At 69.3% G+C, this 18,833-nt stretch carries 18 protein-coding genes; 9 read left to right on the forward strand and 9 right to left on the reverse strand.

What is annotated here, in order from left to right; genetic code table 11:
- Positions 1 to 12: 12 nt before the first annotated feature.
- Genes O1W71_RS11020 through O1W71_RS11030 form a run of 3 tightly spaced genes read left to right on the forward strand, consistent with a single transcriptional unit; the run spans position 13 to position 2,410 of the window.
- Positions 13 to 450 (forward strand): PTS sugar transporter subunit IIA, encoded by a 438-nt coding sequence (locus O1W71_RS11020; RefSeq protein ID WP_269267881.1) that lies wholly within the window; start codon positions 13 to 15, stop codon positions 448 to 450.
- Positions 447 to 1,613, forward strand: a complete 1,167-nt coding sequence (locus tag O1W71_RS11025; RefSeq protein WP_269267882.1) for a mannitol-1-phosphate 5-dehydrogenase — start codon at positions 447 to 449, stop codon at positions 1,611 to 1,613. Before O1W71_RS11020 ends, O1W71_RS11025 begins: the two co-directional genes overlap by 4 nt.
- Positions 1,610 to 2,410: an alpha/beta hydrolase gene (locus O1W71_RS11030; protein WP_269267883.1), complete on the forward strand. Its 801-nt coding sequence runs from the start codon at positions 1,610 to 1,612 to the stop codon at positions 2,408 to 2,410. The genes O1W71_RS11025 and O1W71_RS11030 overlap by 4 nt, the downstream gene beginning before the upstream one ends.
- 90 nt (positions 2,411 to 2,500) lie before the next feature.
- Here O1W71_RS11030 and O1W71_RS11035 read toward each other — a convergent pair whose 3' ends face one another.
- The 9 genes from O1W71_RS11035 to O1W71_RS11075 all read right to left on the reverse strand — a co-directional run bounded on the left by O1W71_RS11035 (position 2,501) and on the right by O1W71_RS11075 (position 13,024).
- On the reverse strand, positions 2,501 to 3,409 hold the full coding sequence (locus tag O1W71_RS11035; protein ID WP_269267884.1) for a hypothetical protein: 909 nt from the start codon (positions 3,407 to 3,409) through the stop codon (positions 2,501 to 2,503).
- 164 nt (positions 3,410 to 3,573) lie between these two features.
- Entirely contained in the window at positions 3,574 to 4,689 is a 1,116-nt protein-coding gene (locus O1W71_RS11040) for an adenosine deaminase (protein WP_112617408.1), read from the reverse strand.
- 55 nt (positions 4,690 to 4,744) lie between these two features.
- Entirely contained in the window at positions 4,745 to 6,055 is a 1,311-nt protein-coding gene (locus O1W71_RS11045) for a thymidine phosphorylase (protein WP_114588570.1), read from the reverse strand.
- Positions 6,052 to 6,453, reverse strand: coding sequence for a cytidine deaminase (locus O1W71_RS11050; protein WP_023955526.1), 402 nt, complete (start codon positions 6,451 to 6,453; stop codon positions 6,052 to 6,054). Before O1W71_RS11050 ends, O1W71_RS11045 begins: the two co-directional genes overlap by 4 nt.
- A 7-nt stretch (positions 6,454 to 6,460) precedes the next feature.
- Positions 6,461 to 7,738 carry an ABC transporter permease gene (locus tag O1W71_RS11055; protein ID WP_269267885.1) on the reverse strand — a complete coding sequence of 426 codons (1,278 nt, stop codon included), beginning with the start codon at positions 7,736 to 7,738 and terminating at the stop codon, positions 6,461 to 6,463.
- Positions 7,738 to 9,072, reverse strand: coding sequence for an ABC transporter permease (locus tag O1W71_RS11060; protein ID WP_269267886.1), 1,335 nt, complete (start codon positions 9,070 to 9,072; stop codon positions 7,738 to 7,740). The genes O1W71_RS11055 and O1W71_RS11060 overlap by 1 nt, the downstream gene beginning before the upstream one ends.
- Positions 9,069 to 10,583 carry an ABC transporter ATP-binding protein gene (locus O1W71_RS11065; RefSeq protein WP_269267887.1) on the reverse strand — a complete coding sequence of 505 codons (1,515 nt, stop codon included), beginning with the start codon at positions 10,581 to 10,583 and terminating at the stop codon, positions 9,069 to 9,071. Before O1W71_RS11065 ends, O1W71_RS11060 begins: the two co-directional genes overlap by 4 nt.
- Positions 10,584 to 10,668: 85 nt before the next feature.
- Positions 10,669 to 11,781 carry a BMP family lipoprotein gene (locus tag O1W71_RS11070; RefSeq protein ID WP_269267888.1) on the reverse strand — a complete coding sequence of 371 codons (1,113 nt, stop codon included), beginning with the start codon at positions 11,779 to 11,781 and terminating at the stop codon, positions 10,669 to 10,671.
- A 127-nt stretch (positions 11,782 to 11,908) separates the two neighbouring features.
- Positions 11,909 to 13,024: a mannose-1-phosphate guanylyltransferase gene (locus O1W71_RS11075; protein WP_269267889.1), complete on the reverse strand. Its 1,116-nt coding sequence runs from the start codon at positions 13,022 to 13,024 to the stop codon at positions 11,909 to 11,911.
- A 189-nt stretch (positions 13,025 to 13,213) separates the two neighbouring features.
- On the opposite strand from O1W71_RS11075, the gene sdhC reads away from it, so the two are divergent.
- Genes sdhC through O1W71_RS11105 form a run of 6 tightly spaced genes read left to right on the forward strand, consistent with a single transcriptional unit; the run spans position 13,214 to position 18,825 of the window.
- On the forward strand, positions 13,214 to 13,648 hold the full coding sequence (gene sdhC, locus O1W71_RS11080) for a succinate dehydrogenase, cytochrome b556 subunit (RefSeq protein ID WP_023955538.1): 435 nt from the start codon (positions 13,214 to 13,216) through the stop codon (positions 13,646 to 13,648).
- Positions 13,648 to 14,091 (forward strand): succinate dehydrogenase hydrophobic membrane anchor subunit, encoded by a 444-nt coding sequence (locus O1W71_RS11085; RefSeq protein WP_023955540.1) that lies wholly within the window; start codon positions 13,648 to 13,650, stop codon positions 14,089 to 14,091. Before sdhC ends, O1W71_RS11085 begins: the two co-directional genes overlap by 1 nt.
- A gap of 46 nt (positions 14,092 to 14,137) precedes the next feature.
- A complete protein-coding gene (sdhA, locus tag O1W71_RS11090) occupies positions 14,138 to 15,964 on the forward strand; it encodes a succinate dehydrogenase flavoprotein subunit (protein ID WP_112617416.1) in 1,827 nt (608 codons plus the stop codon).
- Positions 15,964 to 16,734 carry a succinate dehydrogenase iron-sulfur subunit gene (locus tag O1W71_RS11095; protein ID WP_094260201.1) on the forward strand — a complete coding sequence of 257 codons (771 nt, stop codon included), beginning with the start codon at positions 15,964 to 15,966 and terminating at the stop codon, positions 16,732 to 16,734. The genes sdhA and O1W71_RS11095 overlap by 1 nt, the downstream gene beginning before the upstream one ends.
- A 57-nt stretch (positions 16,735 to 16,791) precedes the next feature.
- Positions 16,792 to 17,952 carry a YihY/virulence factor BrkB family protein gene (locus tag O1W71_RS11100; protein ID WP_269267892.1) on the forward strand — a complete coding sequence of 387 codons (1,161 nt, stop codon included), beginning with the start codon at positions 16,792 to 16,794 and terminating at the stop codon, positions 17,950 to 17,952.
- Positions 17,953 to 17,985: 33 nt separating this feature from the next.
- On the forward strand, positions 17,986 to 18,825 hold the full coding sequence (locus tag O1W71_RS11105) for an exodeoxyribonuclease III (RefSeq protein WP_269267893.1): 840 nt from the start codon (positions 17,986 to 17,988) through the stop codon (positions 18,823 to 18,825).
- Positions 18,826 to 18,833: the final 8 nt, after the last annotated feature.

Below are 18,833 nucleotides of genomic sequence, written 5' to 3' on the forward strand. Positions count from 1 at the left end.
AAGGAGACAGACATGGCACGTGAGGTCCTGAACATCAGTCAGATCCGCATCCACTCCGGAAGCGCCACCCGCGAAGAGGCGATGAAGGAGGCCGCTGACCTGCTCGAGTCCGCAGGTGCCGTGACCTCCGCGTACTTCGACGCCATGCAGCAGCGCGAGCAGACCGTGTCGACGTACATGGGCAACGAGCTCGCCATCCCCCACGGCACCAACGAGACCAAGGACGCGATCCTCGACTCGGCGCTGTCGTTCGTCCGCTACGACGGCGGTGTCGACTGGGGCGGGGAGCCGGTCTCGTTCGTCGTCGGCATCGCCGGCAAGGGCGACGAGCACCTCGACATCCTGTCTCAGATCGCCCTCCTCTTCTCCGAGGAGGACGACGTCGCTCGCCTGAAGGCCGCGCAGACCCCCGATGAGCTCTACGCCCTGCTCGCTTCGGTGAACCAGTGAGCACCGCGGTCCACTTCGGAGCCGGCAACATCGGCCGCGGCTTCGTCGGCCTCCTCCTGAACGAAGGCGGCTACGAGCTCGTCTTCTCCGACGTCGCCGCTCCCCTGGTCGACGCCATCAACGCCGCCTCCGAGTACACCGTCCACGAGGTCGGCGAGGGCGGTGTCGACCGCACCGTCACCGGTTTCCGTGCGCTCAACAGCGCGGAGGACCCGCAGGCCGTCGCGGATGCCGTCGCGACCGCGGACGTCGTCACGACCGCGGTGGGTCCGACCGTTCTGAAGTTCATCGCGCCCCACATCCTCGCCGGCCTCGCCCTGCGCGACCCGGCCGCGGCACCGCTGGCCGTGATGGCGTGCGAGAACGCGATCGGTGCGACCGACCTGCTGCGCGACGAGATCCGCGCCCAGGCGGGCGACGCGTGGGAGGCCGTCTCGGGCCGAGCGATCTTCGCCAACACCGCCGTCGACCGCATCGTGCCCGCGCAGCCCGCCGGTGCCGGCGTCGACGTCACGGTCGAGCCGTTCTACGAGTGGGCGATCGAGTCCGGCCCGTTCGGCGGCGAACTGCCGAACATCCCCGGCGCGCACTTCGTCGAGGACCTCGAGCCGTACATCGAGCGCAAGCTCTTCACGGTCAACACCGGTCACGCCACGACCGCCTACTTCGGCGCGCAGGCCGGCACCCCGACCGTGGCCGAAGCCCTCGCCGTGCCGGAGATCGCCGCGAGCGTCTCGGCCGCGCTCGAAGAGACCTCGGCGCTCCTCGTCCACAAGCACGGTCTCGACGCCGGTGAGCTCGCGGACTACCGCGCCACGATCCTGCGGCGCTTCGCCAACCCCGAGCTGCCCGACACCGTCGGACGCGTGGGGCGTCAGCCACTGCGCAAGCTCTCCCGGCACGAGCGCTTCGTCGGCCCGGCCGCGGAAGCAGCCGAGGCCGGCCTGTCGGTCGATGCGCTGGTCGCGGCGATCGGTGCCGCCCTCGCGTTCGACGACCCGGAGGACCCGCAGTCCGTCGAGCTGCAGCAGCGCCTGCGTGCCGAGGACGCGGCATCCTTCACGGCATCCGTTACCGGACTCGAGCCCTCGCACCCGCTGTACCCGCGGGTCGAGCGCGCCGTCTCCGAACGTCAGGCGGCGATCGGCTCCGACGCTCGATGAGCGACGCTGCAGCGGTGCGGGCGACGGGTGACGAGCCCGCTCGCCCGCACCGTCGCTCGCGACGGCGTCGGATCGTCCTCATCGTCGTTCTGTCGGTCGTCGGGATCGTCGTGGCCACGGTGATCGGCATGCTGGTCTGGAGCCAGGTCGGAGTCATGGACGCCGAGGCCGAGCCGCTCGACGCCGTCCGCGCCGACGAGCGCATCGTCATGTCGGAGGCAGGCGGCAGTCTCGTGCTCGAACCGGCTGCGGGACCGGCAGAGGTCGGACTCGTCTTCGTGCCGGGTGCGAAGGTGCAGGCCGAGGCATACGCCGCGATCCTGGCCGATGTCGTCGCCGACGACGACGTCACCGTGGTGATCACCCGGCCGTGGCTGAACCTCGCCTTCTTCGATCCTCGCCCGCTCTCGTCGTTCACCGAGCTCGTCCCCGGTGTGGACACCTGGCTGGTCGGTGGGCATTCGCTCGGCGGCGTACGGGCGTGCCAGTTGGCCGCGGATGCCGACGGGCTCGTGCTGTTCGCGTCGTACTGCGCGACCGATCTGTCGGGCTCGGGGCTGCCGGTGCTGAGCCTGTCCGGCTCGGAGGACGGCCTGACGACCCCGCAGAAGGTCGACGACAACCGCCACCTCCTCCCCGCGGATACGACCTTCATCGAGATCGACGGCGCCAGCCACGCATCCTTTGGCGACTACGGCCCGCAGGCCGGCGACGGGACGCCCACCATCTCCGCCCCCGACATGCGCGCCGAGGTTGCTGCGGCTCTGTCGGACCTCGCGGCCTCTCTCCCGCGCTGACCCCGTGGTCCGGGCGGCGAGGTCCCAGTTCGGCCGGGAACTCGGCGGCTATACCCGGCTCAAGTGGGACCTCGGTGACGCCTCGGGGGGTCAGGGACGCCAGCCAGCGCGGAGAAGGGCGGACCGGACCATATCGACCGCCCGCTGGCCGTCACCGCGTAGGTGGTGGCGCAGGATCCGCACATGCTCCCAGCCGCTCGCGCGGATCGCGTGCCAGCGGTCGGCGTCTCGCGCGAATTGGGCGTCGTCGAAGGCATGCTGGCGCCCGTCGTACTCGACGGCCACCTGCCATCGCCGATAGGCCAGGTCGAGCCGTGCGATGAAGACGCCCGACGCCTGTCGCAACTCCGGATTCAGCTCCGGCTCGGGGAGCCCTGCCCGCTGAAGGACCAGACGCAGACGCGTCTCCTCCGAGGATTCCGAACCGGGCCGGATCTCGGACAGCGCACGGATGAGCCGGCTGCGCCCGCGCGTCGCGTGCAGCTCCACTTCGTCCACCAGCTGGTCGAGGGTCACGAGCCCGCCGCGGCCCACGAGGTAGTCACCGGCCGCGACCAGGTCATCGAGCTGCCAGACGGCCCCGACGTGCCGCCAGGCACGGGCGGGATGCTCGAACGGGATGCCGCTGACAGCCCACACCGCGGGAGAACGCTCGCCCAGGCGGTGCCCGATGACCCCGTCGGCTCGGGGCTCTCGGTTCGGCCGATGGGCCGCCACGTGCAGGACGAGCGGATCGCTCCCGAGAGGGAGCGGCGCCCCGAATCGCGCGAGCGCGGTGTCGTGGCTGAAGAACTGCCATGGCCGCAGCCGTACCGCATACTGGGCGCACCGCTCGGCGACATCCGCGGGGCTGGCTCCGCGCGGTATCCGCACGCCGCGAAACGGGATCTCGAGATCACTCGCATCGAGTCGTCCCGCCGTCACCCCCATCGTGCGGGCGGCTCCGACCGAGAACGGCACGCCGCGCAGCGGCTCAGGAAGGGGCTGGGGTCGACGCATCCCGACAGCCTGGACCTCATCGTCGCTTCAGCGGCTCCTGCCGCCGCGTCTGTGAGCATCCCGGTGCTCGCCGGCCCCTGGGCAGAAACCGCGAGGTCCCGGTTCGGCCGGGAATCAGACTCTGAAACCCGGCCCAAGTGGGACCTCGAGGAGTGAGGACGGGGTCAGGCTCCGAAGCCCTCGGCGATGACCTCGATCAGCTCCTCGCGCTCCTCGACCGAGAGGAAAGCACCGGCGGCGGCGTTCAGCTGGAAGGCCTGGAGGTCGTCGAGGTCGTAGTCGAAGGTCTGCGCCAGAGTCGCGAGTTCGCGCGTGAGCGAGGTGCGGCTCTGCGTGCGGTTGTCGACGTTCACGGTGACCGAGAAGCCCAGCTGATACAGCAGGTCGAAGGGGTGGTCCTCCCACTGCGTGCCCCATCCGGCGATGGCTCCGGTCTGCAGGTTGGACGAGGGCGACAGCTCGAGCGGGATCTCGCGGTCGCGCACCCACCGCGCGAGGTCGCCGAACTGGACGAGCACCTCTTCGCCCTCACGCGAGACGACGTTGAGGTCCGACGCGATGCGCACGCCGTGACCGAGGCGCAGCGCCCGACCGTCGATGAGCGCCGATCGGATCGAGTCGAGTCCCGCAGCCTCGCCCGCGTGCACCGTCACCGGGAAGAACTCCGAGGCGAGGTAGTCGAACGCCTCGCGGTGCTGTGCGGGGAGGAAGCCGTCCTCGGGTCCCGCGATGTCGAAGCCGGCGACTCCGCGACCGCGGTTGTCGACCGCCAGACGTGCGATCTCGAGCGAGCGGTCGGCCTGACGCATCGCCGAGAGGATCTGACCGACGCGGATGTCGTGACCCTTCGCCTCGGCGGCATCCTCGCCCTCCTCGATGCCCTCCTGCACGGCGTCGACGGCCTCCTGGAGCGACAGTCCGCCGCGCAGGTGCTGTTCGGGCGCCCACCGCACCTCGCCGTAGACCACGCCGTCGGCGGCGAGGTCGGTGACGAACTCGCGCGCGATGCGGCGCAGTCCCTCGCCGGTCTGCATGACCCCCAGCGTGACCTCGAAGGTCTTGATGTAGTCGACGAGCGAACCCGAGTCGCTCTGCTCCTCGAACCAGTCGGCGAGGTCGTCGGCGTCGGTCTCGGGCACGTCGAGCCCGAGTTCGTCCGCCAGTTCGACGATGGTCGCGGGGCGGACACCGCCGTCGAGGTGGTCGTGCAGCGACACCTTCGGCAGCGACCGGACGGAAACGCCCTGCAGTTTGACGTCGGCGTGCTGTTCGATCGGCATGACGGGCTCCTCCGGAAGAAACGGGCGGGTGGACGGACGGGGTGTGCCGGCGAGCTCAGGCTGTGATGCGCTCGAGGACGAGCGGCCCCGCGGGCGGGGCGTCGTCGTCGATCTCCCACGCGCCGTGCAGCGCGTCGAGAGCGCGGTCGAACCGCGCACCATCATCGGCCAGCAGGGTGAACAGCGGCTGACCGGCTGCCACCTCGTCGCCCGGCTTGACGTGCAGGTCGATGCCCGCGGCGTGGATGACGGGGTCCTGGGCACGGGCACGGCCCGCACCGAGACGCCAGGCGGCGATGCCGAAGGGCAGCGCCTCGAGGCGAGAGACGACGCCGGCCGTCGGCGCGGTGATTGTGTGCGTCTCGCGGGGCGTCGGGAGTGCGGCATCCGGGTCGCCGCCCTGTGCCTGGATCATGCGGCGCCAGACGTCCATGGCCCGGCCGTCGGCGAGGGCGGCCTCCACGTCGGCGTCGGGCTGACCCGCGAGCGCGAGCATCTCGCGCGCGAGCGCGACGGTCAGTTCGACGACGTCGGCGGGGCCGCCGCCGGCGAGCACCTCCACCGATTCGCGGACCTCGTTCGCGTTTCCGATCGCGAGACCGAGCGGAGCGTTCATGTCGGTGAGGAGCGCGGTCGTCGCGACCCCCGAATCTGCGCCGAGCGCGACCATCGTGCGGGCGAGCTCGCGAGCCTTGTCGACGTCCTTCATGAAGGCGCCGGAGCCGAACTTCACATCGAGCACGAGCGACTCGGTGCCCTCGGCGATCTTCTTCGACATGATGCTCGAGGCGATGAGCGGAATCGCCTCGACCGTGCCGGTGACATCGCGCAGAGCGTACAGCCGCTTGTCGGCGGGCGCGAGGCCCGAGCCCGCGGCACAGATCACGGCGCCGACGTCGCGAAGCTGCGCGAACATCTCGTCGTTCGACAGCGCGGCACGCCAGCCGGGGATGGACTCGAGCTTGTCGAGCGTGCCGCCGGTGTGGCCGAGGCCGCGGCCCGACAGCTGCGGCACGGCGACGCCGAACGCGGCGACGAGCGGCGCGAGCGGCAGCGTGATCTTGTCGCCGACACCGCCGGTGGAGTGCTTGTCGACCGTGCGCTTGCCGAGACCGGCGAAGCTCATGCGCTCGCCCGAAGCGATCATCGCGTCGGTCATGACGCGGATCTCGTCGCGCTGCATCCCATTGAGCAGCACCGCCATCGCGAAAGCCGCCATCTGCGAGTCGGCGACGTACTCGCGCGTGTACGCGTCGATCATCCAGCGGAGCGCGTCCTCAGGGACGGCACCCCCGTCACGCTTGGTTCGGATGACGTCTACGGCGTCGAACGCCTCGACAGCGGATGCGGTGGACTCGGCGCTCATCGGGCGGCCTCCTCGAGGTCGCGGGGCCCGAACGCATCGGGCAGCACCTCGTCGATCGTGCGGATGCCCGAGACGGTCTCGAGCAGCATTCCGGGCAGGGCGAACTCGTTCAGCAGCTGGCGGCACCGACCGCACGGCATGATCGTCTGCCCGTCGTTGTTGACGCACACGAAGGCGACGAGCTGTCCGCCGCCCGACATGTGCAGGTCGCCGACGAGGGCGCACTCGGCGCACAGCCCGACGCCGTACGACGCGTTCTCGACGTTGCATCCCGAGACGATGCGTCCGTCGCTGACGAGCGCTGCCGCGCCCACCCGGTAGCGCGAGTACGGCGCGTAGGCGCGCGTCATGGCTTCGGTCGCGACGGCGCGCAGCTCGTCCCAATCGATGTCTGTCACAGCGGTGTCACCCCTTGATGTACGGCTTGCCGGCGGCGGCCGGCCCACGGATGTGCCCCGCGAACCCGGCGACCGCGAGGATCGTCACGAGGTAGGGCAGCATGAGCATGAACTCGCTGGGGATCGGCGTCCGCAGCACCGTCAGAAGGTTCTGCAGGTTCGTCGCGAACCCGAACAGCAGCGCCGCGAGGGTGGCGCGGATCGGGTCCCAGCGTCCGAAGATCACGGCGGCGAGGGCGATGAAGCCCAGGCCCGCGGTCATCTCCTTGGTGAAGGTCGGCACCGACACCAGCGTGAAGTACGCACCACCGGCGCCGGCGATCGCACCGGCGAGGCTGACGTTCCAGAACCGGGTCGGGTTCACCTTGATGCCGACGGTGTCCGCCGCCTGCGGGTGCTCGCCGACGGCGCGCAGACGCAGACCCCAGCGGGTGCGGTACAGGCCCCACGCGACGAGACCGACCGTGACGTACATCAGGTAGACGATGAACGTCTGGTTGAACAGCACGGGTCCGATGACGGGGATGTCGCTGAGCAGCGGGATCGGCAGGCGCTGGAAGGTCGTCGCGCGGTTGAGCGTCGCCTCGTTCGGCGCGAGGAGCGCTCCGAAGAGGAAGCCGGTGAGGCCGGTCACCAGCACGTTCAGCACGACGCCGACGATGACCTGGTCGACGAGGTAACGGATCGAGAAGACCGCGAGGACGAGGCTCACCAGCACGCCGCCGACCATGGCGGCGATCAGTCCGATGAACGGGTTGCCGGTGATGCTGCCGACGAGCACCGCGCCGAAGGCGCCGAGCAGGAACTGGCCCTCGATGGCGACGTTCACGACGCCGACCCGTTCACCGATCACGCCGCCGAGGGCGCCGAAGATGAGCGGGACCGACAGCGACACCGCACCGAACAGCAGACCGATGACGGGCACGAGCCCCTCGGCCGCGGCCCAGACGAGGAAGGCGAACACCCCCACGAAGCCGGCCACCGCGATCAGCCAGGTGCGAGGGCGGCGATAGGCGAGGGCGTCCCACGCCGCGACGGCCGTGATGACGGCCATCAGGGCGAGCAGCGTCCAGCTGGTCGGCCCCGTCGGGAGGGCGACGTCCGGGATCGGGATCGTCGACCCGCCGTCGGCGAGACGGAACGTGCTCGTGCCGCCGCGCGGGACCAGGGCGAACAGCAGTGCCAGCAGCACGGTGGCGACGCCGAGGGCGATGGCCGGCTTGAGGTGGCGGACCTTCACCGCGGCGGGGGCCGCGGTGGAGGAGGTCAGATCGGTCGTTGCCATCAGGCACCCGCCTTCACAGCGGCGCGGCGCGACGAGTTCTTCGTGCGGCCCGACGCGCGCTTCTCAGCTTCGGTCTTGGGAAGGAAGAAGATCGTCCGCACGAGCGGCGGAGCCGCGATGAACAGGACGATGAGCGCCTGCACCACGAGCACGATCTCAACGGGGATCCCTTCCGAGCCCTGCATCGTGAAGCTGCCCGCCTTGAGTGCGCCGAGCAGGATGCCGGCGGCGAAGACGCCCCACGGACGCGAACGCCCGAGCAGGGCGACGGTGATCGCGTCGAACCCGATGCCGGCGTCGATCGAAGCCGTGAACCCGGTGGTCACCTGCCCCTGAACCTGGTTCATGGCGGCGAGGCCCGCGAGCCCACCGGCGAAGAGCATCGCGTAGATGTACATGCGCTCGACCGAGATGCCCGCGGCACGTGCCGCGTGCGGGTTCTCGCCCACGGCCCGCAGACGCAGACCGAGGCTGGAGCGCTCGATGACCCACCACACGACGACCGTCGCGATGATCACGACGATGAAGCCCCAGTCCAGCAGCGGGTACTGCGGGCCGAGCAGCTCGGGAAACTGAGCGGACTCCGGCGTGCGCAGCGAAATCGACTGGGTCGTGCCCGTCTGCTGCAGCAGCGAGGGGGTACGCACCATCCAGCTGACGAGGTAGTAGGCGATGTAGTTGAGCATGATCGTGAGGATCACCTCGTGCGCGCCGGTGCGCGCCTTCAGCAGTCCCACGAGCCCGCCCCACAGGGCCCCGCCCACGATGCCGGCGATCAGGGTCAGCGGCAGGTGGATGAACATCGGCAGGTCGAGGTTGAACGTCACGAGGGCCGCGAACGCGGCTCCGATGAGGATCTGGCCGCGGCCACCGATGTTGAACAGACCGGCACGGAAGGCCAGTGCCACACCGAGACCCGCTGCGATCAGCGGCGCCGCGAAGCCGAGCGTGTTCGTCAGCGGACGGATCTGCGTCGCGAAGTCGTCGACGCGCGTGTTGAACACGGCACCGCGGAACAGGGCGTCGTACCCGCCCGACACCGACTGCCAGATCGCCCCGAGGGTGTCACCGGGACGTGCGAAGAAGTACCCGGATGCCGCAGCCACCCGCTCGTCCGTGACGGCCATCATGATGCCGCCGACGATGAGCGCGAGCACGATGGCGAGGACGGTGATGACGGCGCTGCTGCGCATCAGCTCGGTGATGACACGGTTCGTCGTCGGCGGCGGGGCCACGTCGGGCTTGCCCGTCAGCGGGCCGCCGACGGGAGGCAGCTGCGAGTCAGCAGCCTCCGCCGGCATGTCGGGCCCGGGACCGGGGGTGGGGGTGGTCATGCTGCTGACTCCTCGGGGACCTCGCCGGCCATCATCAGGCCGAGCACGTCGCGCGGCGTCGTCGCCGGGACGACGCCGACGATGCGACCGCGGTACATCACCGCGATGCGGTCGGCCAGGGCGACCACCTCGTCGAGCTCGGTCGAGACGACGAGGACGGCGACGCCGGAGTCACGGGCCTCGATGATGCGCTTGTGGATGAATTCGATGCTGCCCACGTCGACGCCGCGCGTGGGCTGCGCCGCGACGAGCAGACGCAGCGGGCGGGCCATCTCACGTGCGATGACGACCTTCTGCTGGTTGCCGCCCGACAGGGTGCCGACCGCCGTGTCGGGGCCCTGCGTGCGGATGTCGTACTCGGCGATGCGCTCACGCGCGAACGCCTCGAGGGCGCGGCGGTCGATCGTGCCCGCACGAGTGAAGGCGCGGTCGTCCGAGCGGTCGAGGATGAGGTTCTCCTGCACGGAGAACGCTCCGACGAGACCGTCCTCCTTGCGATCCTCGGGCACGAAGCCGACACCGCGGTCGAGGATCGCGCGCACGCTGCGCCCGCCCAGCTCGTCGCCGTCGAGGCGGATCGAGCCGTGGTCGATCGGCAGCAGCCCGAGGATCGCTTCGACGATCTCCGTCTGGCCGTTGCCCTGGACGCCCGCGATCGCGACGACCTCGCCCGACTGCACCTGCAGGTCGACGTCGTCGACGACGACGATCCCCGAGGGCATGACGACGCGGATGCCGTCGAGCACGAGGCCGCCCTCCCCGACGTTCGGAGCGCCCTTGGCCACGACCATCTCGACGGGCCGGCCGACCATGAGCGCCGCCAGCTCGGCGTTGCTCGCCGTCGGCGATGCCTCGCCGACGACCTTGCCCAGCCGGATGACGGTGATGCGGTCCGCGACCTCGCGGACCTCGCGCAGCTTGTGGGTGATGAAGACGATCGAGGTGCCCTCGTCGCGCAGCTGGCGCATGATCGCCATGAGCTCGTCGGTCTCCTGCGGCGTGAGCACCGCGGTGGGCTCGTCGAAGACGAGCACCTTGGCCTCGCGCGAGAGCGCCTTGATGATCTCGACGCGCTGCTGCACGCCGACGGGCAGATCTCCGACGACGGCGTCGGGGTCGATCTGGAAGCCGAAGCGGTCGGCCACGGCACGCACGTGTGCGCGAGCCGCGGCGAGGTCGAGGACGCCGAGGCCCTTGGTGTTCTCGTGACCGAGCATGACGTTCTCGGCGACGGTGAAGACCGGGACGAGCATGAAGTGCTGGTGCACCATGCCGATGCCCGCGCCCATGGCGTCGCCGGGTCCGCGGAAGTCCTGGACGACGTCGTCGAGGAGGATGTGGCCCTCATCGGCCTGATAGAGGCCGTAGAGGACGTTCATGAGCGTCGACTTGCCGGCGCCGTTCTCCCCGAGGAGAGCGTGGATCTCGCCCGGCCTGACGACGAGGTCGATGTGGTCGTTGGCGACCAGGGTGCCGAAGCGCTTGGTGATGCCCCGGAGTTCGAGCTTCATGTCGGCCAATCTATGCGACGGATGGTGGGTGGACAGCGGTCGGGGCCGGGGAACTTCCGTCCCCCGGCCCCGACGACTCACGAGCTCACGGAGAGTTCGGCGAGTCCACGGTGATGTCACCGGCGACGATCGCCTCCTGCAGGGCGGTCAGCTCGTCGGCGAGACCGGCCGGCAGACGCGACTCGAAGTCGTGGAAGCTCGACAGCTTGACGCCCTCGTTCTTCAGCGTGCCGACGTACGGGTCGGTCGAGAAGTCGCCGCTCTGGGCTGCGACCGTGGCGTCGTAGACGGCGACGTCGATCGCCTTCTGGATCGACACGAGCGTCAGGTCGGCGACGTCGGGAGCCGAGACGGCGAGGTCGCTGTCGACGCCCAGCATGACGACGTCGCGGTTGCCCTCGCGGATCGCCTGCGCGGCGCTCTGGTAGATCGGGCCGCCGACGGGCAGGATCACGTCGACACCCTGGTCGAGGATGCCCTGTGCGACCTGCTTGGCGGTGTCGTTGGCGGTGAAGCCGCCGGTGAAGTTGCCGTCCTGAGCGGTGATGTCCCAGCCGACGACGCCGACGTTCGCGCCCTTGTCCTCGTTGTACTTCTCCACACCGAGCTGGAAGCCGTCCATGAACACGGTGACCGAGTTGAACTTGTCGCCACCGAAGGTGCCGACCTTGTTCACACCGGCGTCAGCCGACCACGCGGCCGCCGCATAGCCGCCGAGGTAGGCGGCCTCAGCGGTGTTGAACACCAGCGGCTTGATGTTGGGCGCGTCGGTCTTGCCGTCGAAGTCGGTGTCGGCGTAGTCGTCGATGATCGCGTAGTCGATGTCGGGGTTCGCGGTGGCCGACGCGACGGTGGCCGGAGCGAGCTTGAAGCCGACGGCGACGATCAGGTCGCAGCCCTCCGAGACGAGCGTCTCGAGGTTCGGCGCGTAGTCGTTCTCGGTGGTGGACTCGACCTCGATCGATTCGACGCCGAGCTCCTTCGCCGCGCGGTCCATGCCCTCCTTCGCCGACTGGTTGAACGAACGGTCGTTCCAGCCGCCCTCGTCGGAGACCAGGCAGGGGGTGAAGTCCGAGCCCGCCTCGGGTGCGGCGGATCCGCCGGCCTCATCGGGAGCGGCTCCGCAACCGGCGAGGGCGACGAGAAGGCCCGCGGCAGCTGTGATGCCGACGAGCTTCTGGGGGGTCGAGAGTGTCAATGCAGCCTCCACATTGAAGGCGCCGCGGACTTCGCGGCGGCTGGAAAGAAGTTACCTACTGTTTCGTCCGGGTTGCACCCCGGACGCACCCTGCCCCGCGAATGGTTACAAAGACGCAATGTGCGCGTCACAGAACGTCGCCGCGTCCCGTCAGCTTGAGGGCGTCGACCACGTGCTTGACGCGCTGCGCGTTCTCGCTCGTGGTCACCAGAAGCGCGTCAGGAGTGTCGACGACGACGATGTCCTTCACTCCGATCAGGCTGATGACCCGCGAGGTGTGGCTGACCACGATGCCGCTGGCCGCGTCCGAGAGGATGCGGGCGTTCTCGCCGAGGATGGCCAGGTCGTTCTTGCGCCCGTTGGAGTTGAGCTTCGCGAGGCTCGCGAAGTCGCCGACGTCGTCCCAGTCGAAGTGCCCCGGCACGACGGCGAGCTTGCCCTTCTCGGCGGCGGGCTCGGCGACGACGTAGTCGATCGCGATCTTCTTCAGCTGCGGCCAGATGCGGTCGACGGCGGGACCGCGCCGGTCGCGATCGTCCCAGGCCTCGGCGAGCTCGAGCAGGCCCGCGTGCAGTTCGGGGCTGTTCGCCTCGATCTCGGCCAGGAGGACATCGGCCCGCGAGATGAACATGCCCGCGTTCCAGAGGTACGACCGGTCCGAGACGTAGGCGCGCGCGGTCTCGAGGTCGGGCTTCTCGACGAACCGTTCCACGAGCGAGGCATCGCGAGCGCCCTCGACGATCAGTTCGCCGCCGCGCTTGATGTAGCCGAATCCGACCGCGGGCTCGGAAGGCGTGATTCCGATCGTGCAGATGTAGCCCTCGCGTGCGACCTCGACGGCGTCGCGGACCGCGAACTCGAACACCCGGCTGCCGCGGATGACGTGGTCGGCCGCGAACGAGCCGATGATGACGTCGGGATGCCGCCGATGCAGGATCGCGGCCGCGAGTCCGATCGCCGCGGCGGAGTCGCGCGGCTCCGACTCGAGGAACACGTTCTTGTCGGGGATGCCGGGAAGCTGCGCCTCGACGGCAGCGCGATGCGCGCGACCGGTGACGACGGCGATGCGATCGGTGCCCGAGAGCGGCGCGAGCCGGTCCCACGTGTCGCGGAGGAGCGAATGGCCCGACCCGGTCAGGTCGTGCAGGAACTTCGGAGCGTCGGCACGCGACAGCGGCCAGAGCCTGCTGCCCACCCCTCCCGCGGGGATGACGGCGTAGAAGTCCGGAATCTCGTCGACCATGCTCCGAGAGTACCCGGGCATCGGCGCGACCCCCGGCGCAAGAACCCGCTTTCTTTAGGGTGCCCTTCGTCGCCCCGTGTCATTTTCCCGGCCTAGAATCGTTGTGCGCCCATGTGACGCCGGGGGTCAACCGCCCCACCGGGGCATCGATCGCCCCCACGAACCGTGTTCGATCCAGGGAGGACGACCGTGTCTGCACCAGCACGCGTCACACCGTCGGTAGCCCAGACCACATCCAAGACCCCGCGCGGCACGCTGTACCGCGGCAACGAGGGCATGTGGTCGTGGGTGCTTCACCGCATCACCGGCGTGGCCATCTTCTTCTTCCTCTTGGTCCACGTGCTCGACACCGCGCTGATCCGCGTGTCGCCCGAGGCCTACGACGCCGTCATCGGCACCTACAAGAACCCGATCATGGGTCTCGGCGAGGTCGCCCTCGTCGCCGCGATCGTGTACCACGCCTTCAACGGTCTGCGCATCATCGCCGTCGACCTGTGGCCGTGGGCGACGCGCCACCAGCGTCAGCTGTGGTGGGGTGTTCTCGCGGTCTGGGCCGTCACCATCATCGGTTTCGCGGCTCGTCACGTGCCCATCGTTCTCTCCGAGATTGGAGGGGGTCACTGATGACCGCCGACACCCTTGCCGCTCCCCGCAGCCCGCAGGTCCGCAAGAAGGGCGCCAACCTCGAGAAGTGGGGTTGGGTCTACATGCGCGCCTCCGGCGTGCTGCTGGTCGTCCTGATCTTCGGCCACCTCTTCGTCAACCTCATGCTCGGCGAGGGCATCAAGGGCATCGACTTCGCTTTCGTGGCCGGAAAGTTCGCCAGCCCGTTCTGGCAGTGGTGGGACGTGCTGATGCTGTGGCTCGCCCTGATCCACGGCGCGAACGGCATGCGCACGATCGTGAACGACTACGTCACGGGTGCGACGGCGCGGAAGGTCCTCGTGTGGGCCATCTGGCTCTCGGCAGGTCTGCTGATCCTGCTCGGCACCCTGGTCGTGTTCACCTTCGACCCCTGCCTCGGAGTGACCGCGGACAGCATGCTCTGGGAGACCTGCCAGGGCTGACCCTGCGCTCCGACGACGTGAATCACAGCAACGAAAGGCTCGCCCCGTGAGCACCCAGACCGAAGAGGTCGTCGTCAAGGACGGCATCCACTACCACCAGTTCGACATCGTCATCGTCGGCGCCGGCGGCGCCGGCATGCGGGCGGCGATCGAAGCCGGTCCGGGTGCCCGCACCGCGGTGATCTCGAAGCTGTACCCGACCCGCTCGCACACCGGTGCGGCGCAGGGCGGCATGGCGGCGGCGCTCGCCAACGTCGAAGAGGACTCGTGGGAGTGGCACACTTTCGACACCGTCAAGGGCGGCGACTACCTCGTCGACCAGGACGCGGCGGAGATCCTCGCCAAGGAGGCCATCGACGCGGTCATCGACCTCGAGAACATGGGCCTGCCCTTCAACCGCACCCCCGAGGGCAAGATCGACCAGCGCCGCTTCGGCGGCCACACCGCCGACCACGGCAAGTCGCCGGTGCGCCGCGCCTGCTACGCCGCCGACCGCACGGGCCACATGATCCTGCAGACGCTGTTCCAGAACTGCGTCAAGCTCGGCATCAACTTCTTCAACGAGTACTACGTGCTCGACCTCATCACGGTGACCGCGCCCGACGGCTCGACCCAGACGGCGGGCGTCGTCGCCTACGACCTGGCGACCGGCGACCTGCACGTCTTCCACTCGAAGGCCGTCATCTTCGCCACCGGCGGCTTCGGCAAGATCTACAAGACGACCTCGAACGCCCACACCCTCACGGGCGACGGCGTCGGCATCGTCTGGCGCAAGGGCCTGCCGCTCGAGGACATGGAGTTCTTCCAGTTCCACCCGACCGGCCTCGCCGGTCTCGGCATCCTGCTCACCGAAGGCGCGCGCGGCGAGGGCGCGATCCTCCGCAACGCGTCGGGCGAGCGGTTCATGGAGCGCTACGCGCCCACCATCAAGGACCTCGCTCCCCGCGACATCGTCTCGCGATGCATGCAGCAGGAGGTCGCCGAAGGCCGCGGCGCCGGTCCCCACCGCGACTACGTGCTGCTCGACTGCACGCACCTGGGCGCCGAAGTCCTCGAGACCAAGCTCCCCGACATCACGGAGTTCGCCCGCACCTACCTCGGCGTCGACCCCGTCGTCGAGCCGGTGCCCGTCATGCCCACGGCGCACTACGCGATGGGCGGCATCCCCACGAACGTCGAGGCCGAGGTGCTCGCCGACAACACCACCGTCGTGCCGGGCCTCTACGCCGCCGGCGAGTGCGCGTGCGTCTCGGTGCACGGCTCGAACCGCCTCGGCACCAACTCGCTGCTCGATATCAACGTCTTCGGCAAGCGCGCCGGCCGCAACGCCGTCGAGTACGTCAAGACCGCCGACTTCGTGCCGCTGCCCGCGGACCCCGCCAAGGACGTGCGCGAACTCATCGAAGGCGTGCGCAACAACCCCGGCACCGAGCGCATCGCGGTCCTGCGCAAGACGCTCCAGGACGAGATGGACAAGGGCGCCCAGGTGTTCCGCACCGAGGAGTCGCTCCTGCACGTCATGGACGTCATCGCCGACCTGCGCGAGCGGTTCAAGAACATCCACGTCGACGACAAGGGCAAGCGGTTCAACACCGATCTGCTCGAGGCGGTCGAGCTGGGCTTCCTGCTCGACATCGCCGAGGTCGTCGTGGTCGCCGCTCGCAACCGCAAGGAGAGTCGCGGCGGCCACATGCGCGATGACTTCCCGACGCGTGACGACGAGAACTACATGAAGCACACGATGGCCTATCTGTCGGGCGACCCCCACTCGTCGCACGCCGAGGACCACATCCGGCTCGACTGGAAGCCCGTCGTGTTCACCAAGAACGAGAACGGCGAACTGCGGTACCCGCCGCTGGAGAGGAAGTACTGATGACGATCGTCGAAACCGATGCCGCGGCCCCTGCCGAGGCGGCGAACGACACCGGCATCCAGTCGTTCCTGGTCACCTTCATCATCCGGCGCTTCGACCCCGAGGTCGACAGCGAGCCGAGGTGGGTCGACTACGACGTCGAGCTCTACTCGACCGACCGGGTCCTCGACGCCCTGCACAAGATCAAGTGGGATGTCGACGGGTCGCTGACCTTCCGCCGCTCGTGCGCGCACGGCATCTGCGGGTCCGACGCGATGCGCATCAACGGGCGCAACCGCCTGGCCTGCAAGACGCTGATCAAGGACCTCGACATCTCGCAGCCGATCTACGTCGAGGCGATCAAGGGCCTGCCGCTGGAGAAGGACCTCGTCGTCGACATGGAGCCGTTCTTCGCCTCCTACCGCGACGTGCAGCCCTTCCTCATCGCCAACTCGAAGCCCGAGGCCGGCAAGGAGCGCATCCAGTCGATCGCCGACCGCGAGATCTTCGATGACACCACCAAGTGCATCCTCTGCGCCGCGTGCACCTCGTCGTGCCCCGTGTTCTGGACCGACGGCCAGTACTTCGGCCCCGCCGCGATCGTCAACGCGCACCGCTTCATCTTCGACTCGCGCGACGACGCGGGCGACGTGCGCCTCGACATCCTCAACGACAAGGAAGGCGTGTGGCGCTGCCGCACGACCTTCAACTGCACCGAGGCCTGCCCCCGCGGCATCGAGGTCACCAAGGCGATCGCCGAGGTCAAGCAGGCGGTTCTCCGCGGGCGTTGAGCCGGCCGGGCTCGCGCCCGATCAGCTCGCGCCACCGCTGCCGATAGATTCGACGACGTGGATCCCGACCCTTCCGCGACAGATGCGCTGCGCGAACGGTGGGATGCGTCTCGGCTGCGCGAGCGGCTCGACCAGCCCATCGAGCGTGCGACGACGATCACGCGTCGCACGCTCGGCTGGTTCCCGATCCGGGTATGGCGCCACTTCCTGCGGCACAACGGCTTCCTCCTCGCCGCGAGCATCAGTTACCAGTCGCTCTTCGCCCTCTTCGCCACCATCTACACGGCGTTCGCCGTCGTCGGGCTGTGGCTCGGCGGATCGCGCATGGCGATCGACGCCCTCATCGACGTCGTCAACAGCTACATCCCGGGGCTGATCTCCGGCAGCGGTCCGGTCTCCCCCGCCGACGTCGCCGACATCGCCCGCAACAGCGGCGGCGTCCTGGCGGTGACGGGTGCCGTGGCCCTGGCGGTCGCGATCTGGACGGCCATCGGGTTCGTGACGTTCACGCGCCGCGCGGTGCGCGACATCTTCGGGCTCCCCTTCGACACGCGCAACTACGTGCTCCTGAAGCTACGCGACTTCGGCGCCGCCCTGCTGTTCGGCCTCGTGCTCGTGCTCGGCGCCGCGCTCGGCCTCGTCGCCGGTGGCATCGTCCGGCAACTGTTCGACCTCTTCGAGATCCCCTACGAGTCGACGACGATCGACGTGCTGAGCCGGCTCGCGTCGGTGCTGGTCGCGATCGTCATCAACGCCGCCGCCCTCACGGCGCTCATCCGATTCCTCACCGGCACCGCGCTGCCGTGGCGGAAGATCATCCCCGGATCGATATTCGGCGGCACCGCGCTGAGCGTCCTGCAGCTGGGTGCCGGCTTCCTCGCCGTCTACTCCCCCACGAACCCGCTCCTCGCGACGTTCTCGGTGCTCATCGGGTTCCTCCTCTGGCTGCGCCTCGCCGGAATCGTCATCCTCGTCGCGGCCTCATGGGTCGCGGTGTCGGCCGCGGATGACGACATCCCGCTCGAGGTCAAGACCGAGGAGGAGCGCCGCGCCGACGAGCGACGGGCCCTGCGCGTGGTGGCCGAGGCGCAGCTGCGCGACGCCGAGCATGCTCTCGCCGAGGCCGGGTGGTGGAAGCGCGTTCCCGCGCGGCGTGACGTGAATCGGGCTCGCGAGCTGCTCCGACGCCTCGATGCGGAGCAGCGCGCCGCGCGGTGAGCCCTGTCGGAGGTCGCGGTTACGCTGGCAGACGTGTCACGTCGTCTTCGCATCGCCTCGGTCAACGTCAACGGCATCCGCGCCGCCGCCCGCAAGGGGATGCACGAGTGGCTCGAGACCGCGGACGTCGACATCCTGACCCTCCAAGAGGTCCGTGCCCAGGCCTCCGATCTCGCCGCTGCCCTGCCGAACTGGCACTTCGTCTCCGACGAGGCGCTCGCGAAGGGGCGCGCAGGTGTCGCTATCGCCGCCCGTGAGCCCCTCGACGTCTGGCGCATCGAGCTGGGCGACGACGATCTCGACTCGAAGGGACGCTGGGTCGAGGCCGACATCGAGGTCGCGGGCGAGCACCTCACGGTCGTCAGCGCGTACGTCTTCACCGGCGAGGCCGACACCGAGAAGCAGGTCGCGAAGTACGCCTTCCTCGATGCGATGGAGAAGCGGATGCCGCAGCTCGGTGAACTCGCTGTCATCACCGGCGACCTGAACGTCGGCCACCGTGAGTTCGACATCCGCAACTGGCGCGGCAATCGCAAGAAGGCCGGCTTCCTCCCGCGCGAGCGGGCCTATTTCGACCGGTTCACCGCGCCCGCCGGCGTCGAGATCGACACCGTCGACGGCGAGCGGGGCACCGGCCTCGGGTGGGTCGACGTGGGACGTCGGTTCGCCGGCGAGATCGACGGTCCCTACACGTGGTGGTCCAACCGCGGAAAGGCGTTCGACACCGACACCGGGTGGCGAATCGACTACCACCTCGCCACGCCGCAGCTCGCGGAGCGCGTCACCGACTACCGTGTCGTGCGCGCGCCGTCGTGGGACACCCGGTGGAGCGACCACGCCCCCGTCGTCGCCGACTACGTCTTCCCGGGCTGATCGAGGCG

The sequence above is a fragment of the Microbacterium sp. H37-C3 genome, assembly GCF_027157935.1.
Lineage (GTDB): Bacteria > Actinomycetota > Actinomycetes > Actinomycetales > Microbacteriaceae > Microbacterium > Microbacterium plantarum.

Bases quoted from the DNA above. Each gene is read 5' to 3' on its own strand.
- O1W71_RS11075 (WP_269267889.1), bottom strand. From the start codon at position 13,024: ATGGTCGACGAGATTCCGGACTTCTACGCCGTCATCCCCGCGGGAGGG.
- O1W71_RS11095 (WP_094260201.1), top strand. From the start codon at position 15,964: ATGACGATCGTCGAAACCGATGCCGCGGCCCCTGCCGAGGCGGCGAAC.
- O1W71_RS11030 (WP_269267883.1), top strand. From the start codon at position 1,610: ATGAGCGACGCTGCAGCGGTGCGGGCGACGGGTGACGAGCCCGCTCGC.
- O1W71_RS11065 (WP_269267887.1), bottom strand. From the start codon at position 10,583: ATGAAGCTCGAACTCCGGGGCATCACCAAGCGCTTCGGCACCCTGGTC.
- O1W71_RS11040 (WP_112617408.1), bottom strand. From the start codon at position 4,689: ATGCCGATCGAACAGCACGCCGACGTCAAACTGCAGGGCGTTTCCGTC.
- O1W71_RS11035 (WP_269267884.1), bottom strand. From the start codon at position 3,409: ATGCGTCGACCCCAGCCCCTTCCTGAGCCGCTGCGCGGCGTGCCGTTC.
- O1W71_RS11020 (WP_269267881.1), top strand. From the start codon at position 13: ATGGCACGTGAGGTCCTGAACATCAGTCAGATCCGCATCCACTCCGGA.
- O1W71_RS11085 (WP_023955540.1), top strand. From the start codon at position 13,648: ATGACCGCCGACACCCTTGCCGCTCCCCGCAGCCCGCAGGTCCGCAAG.
- O1W71_RS11055 (WP_269267885.1), bottom strand. From the start codon at position 7,738: ATGGCAACGACCGATCTGACCTCCTCCACCGCGGCCCCCGCCGCGGTG.
- O1W71_RS11045 (WP_114588570.1), bottom strand. From the start codon at position 6,055: ATGAGCGCCGAGTCCACCGCATCCGCTGTCGAGGCGTTCGACGCCGTA.
- O1W71_RS11060 (WP_269267886.1), bottom strand. From the start codon at position 9,072: ATGACCACCCCCACCCCCGGTCCCGGGCCCGACATGCCGGCGGAGGCT.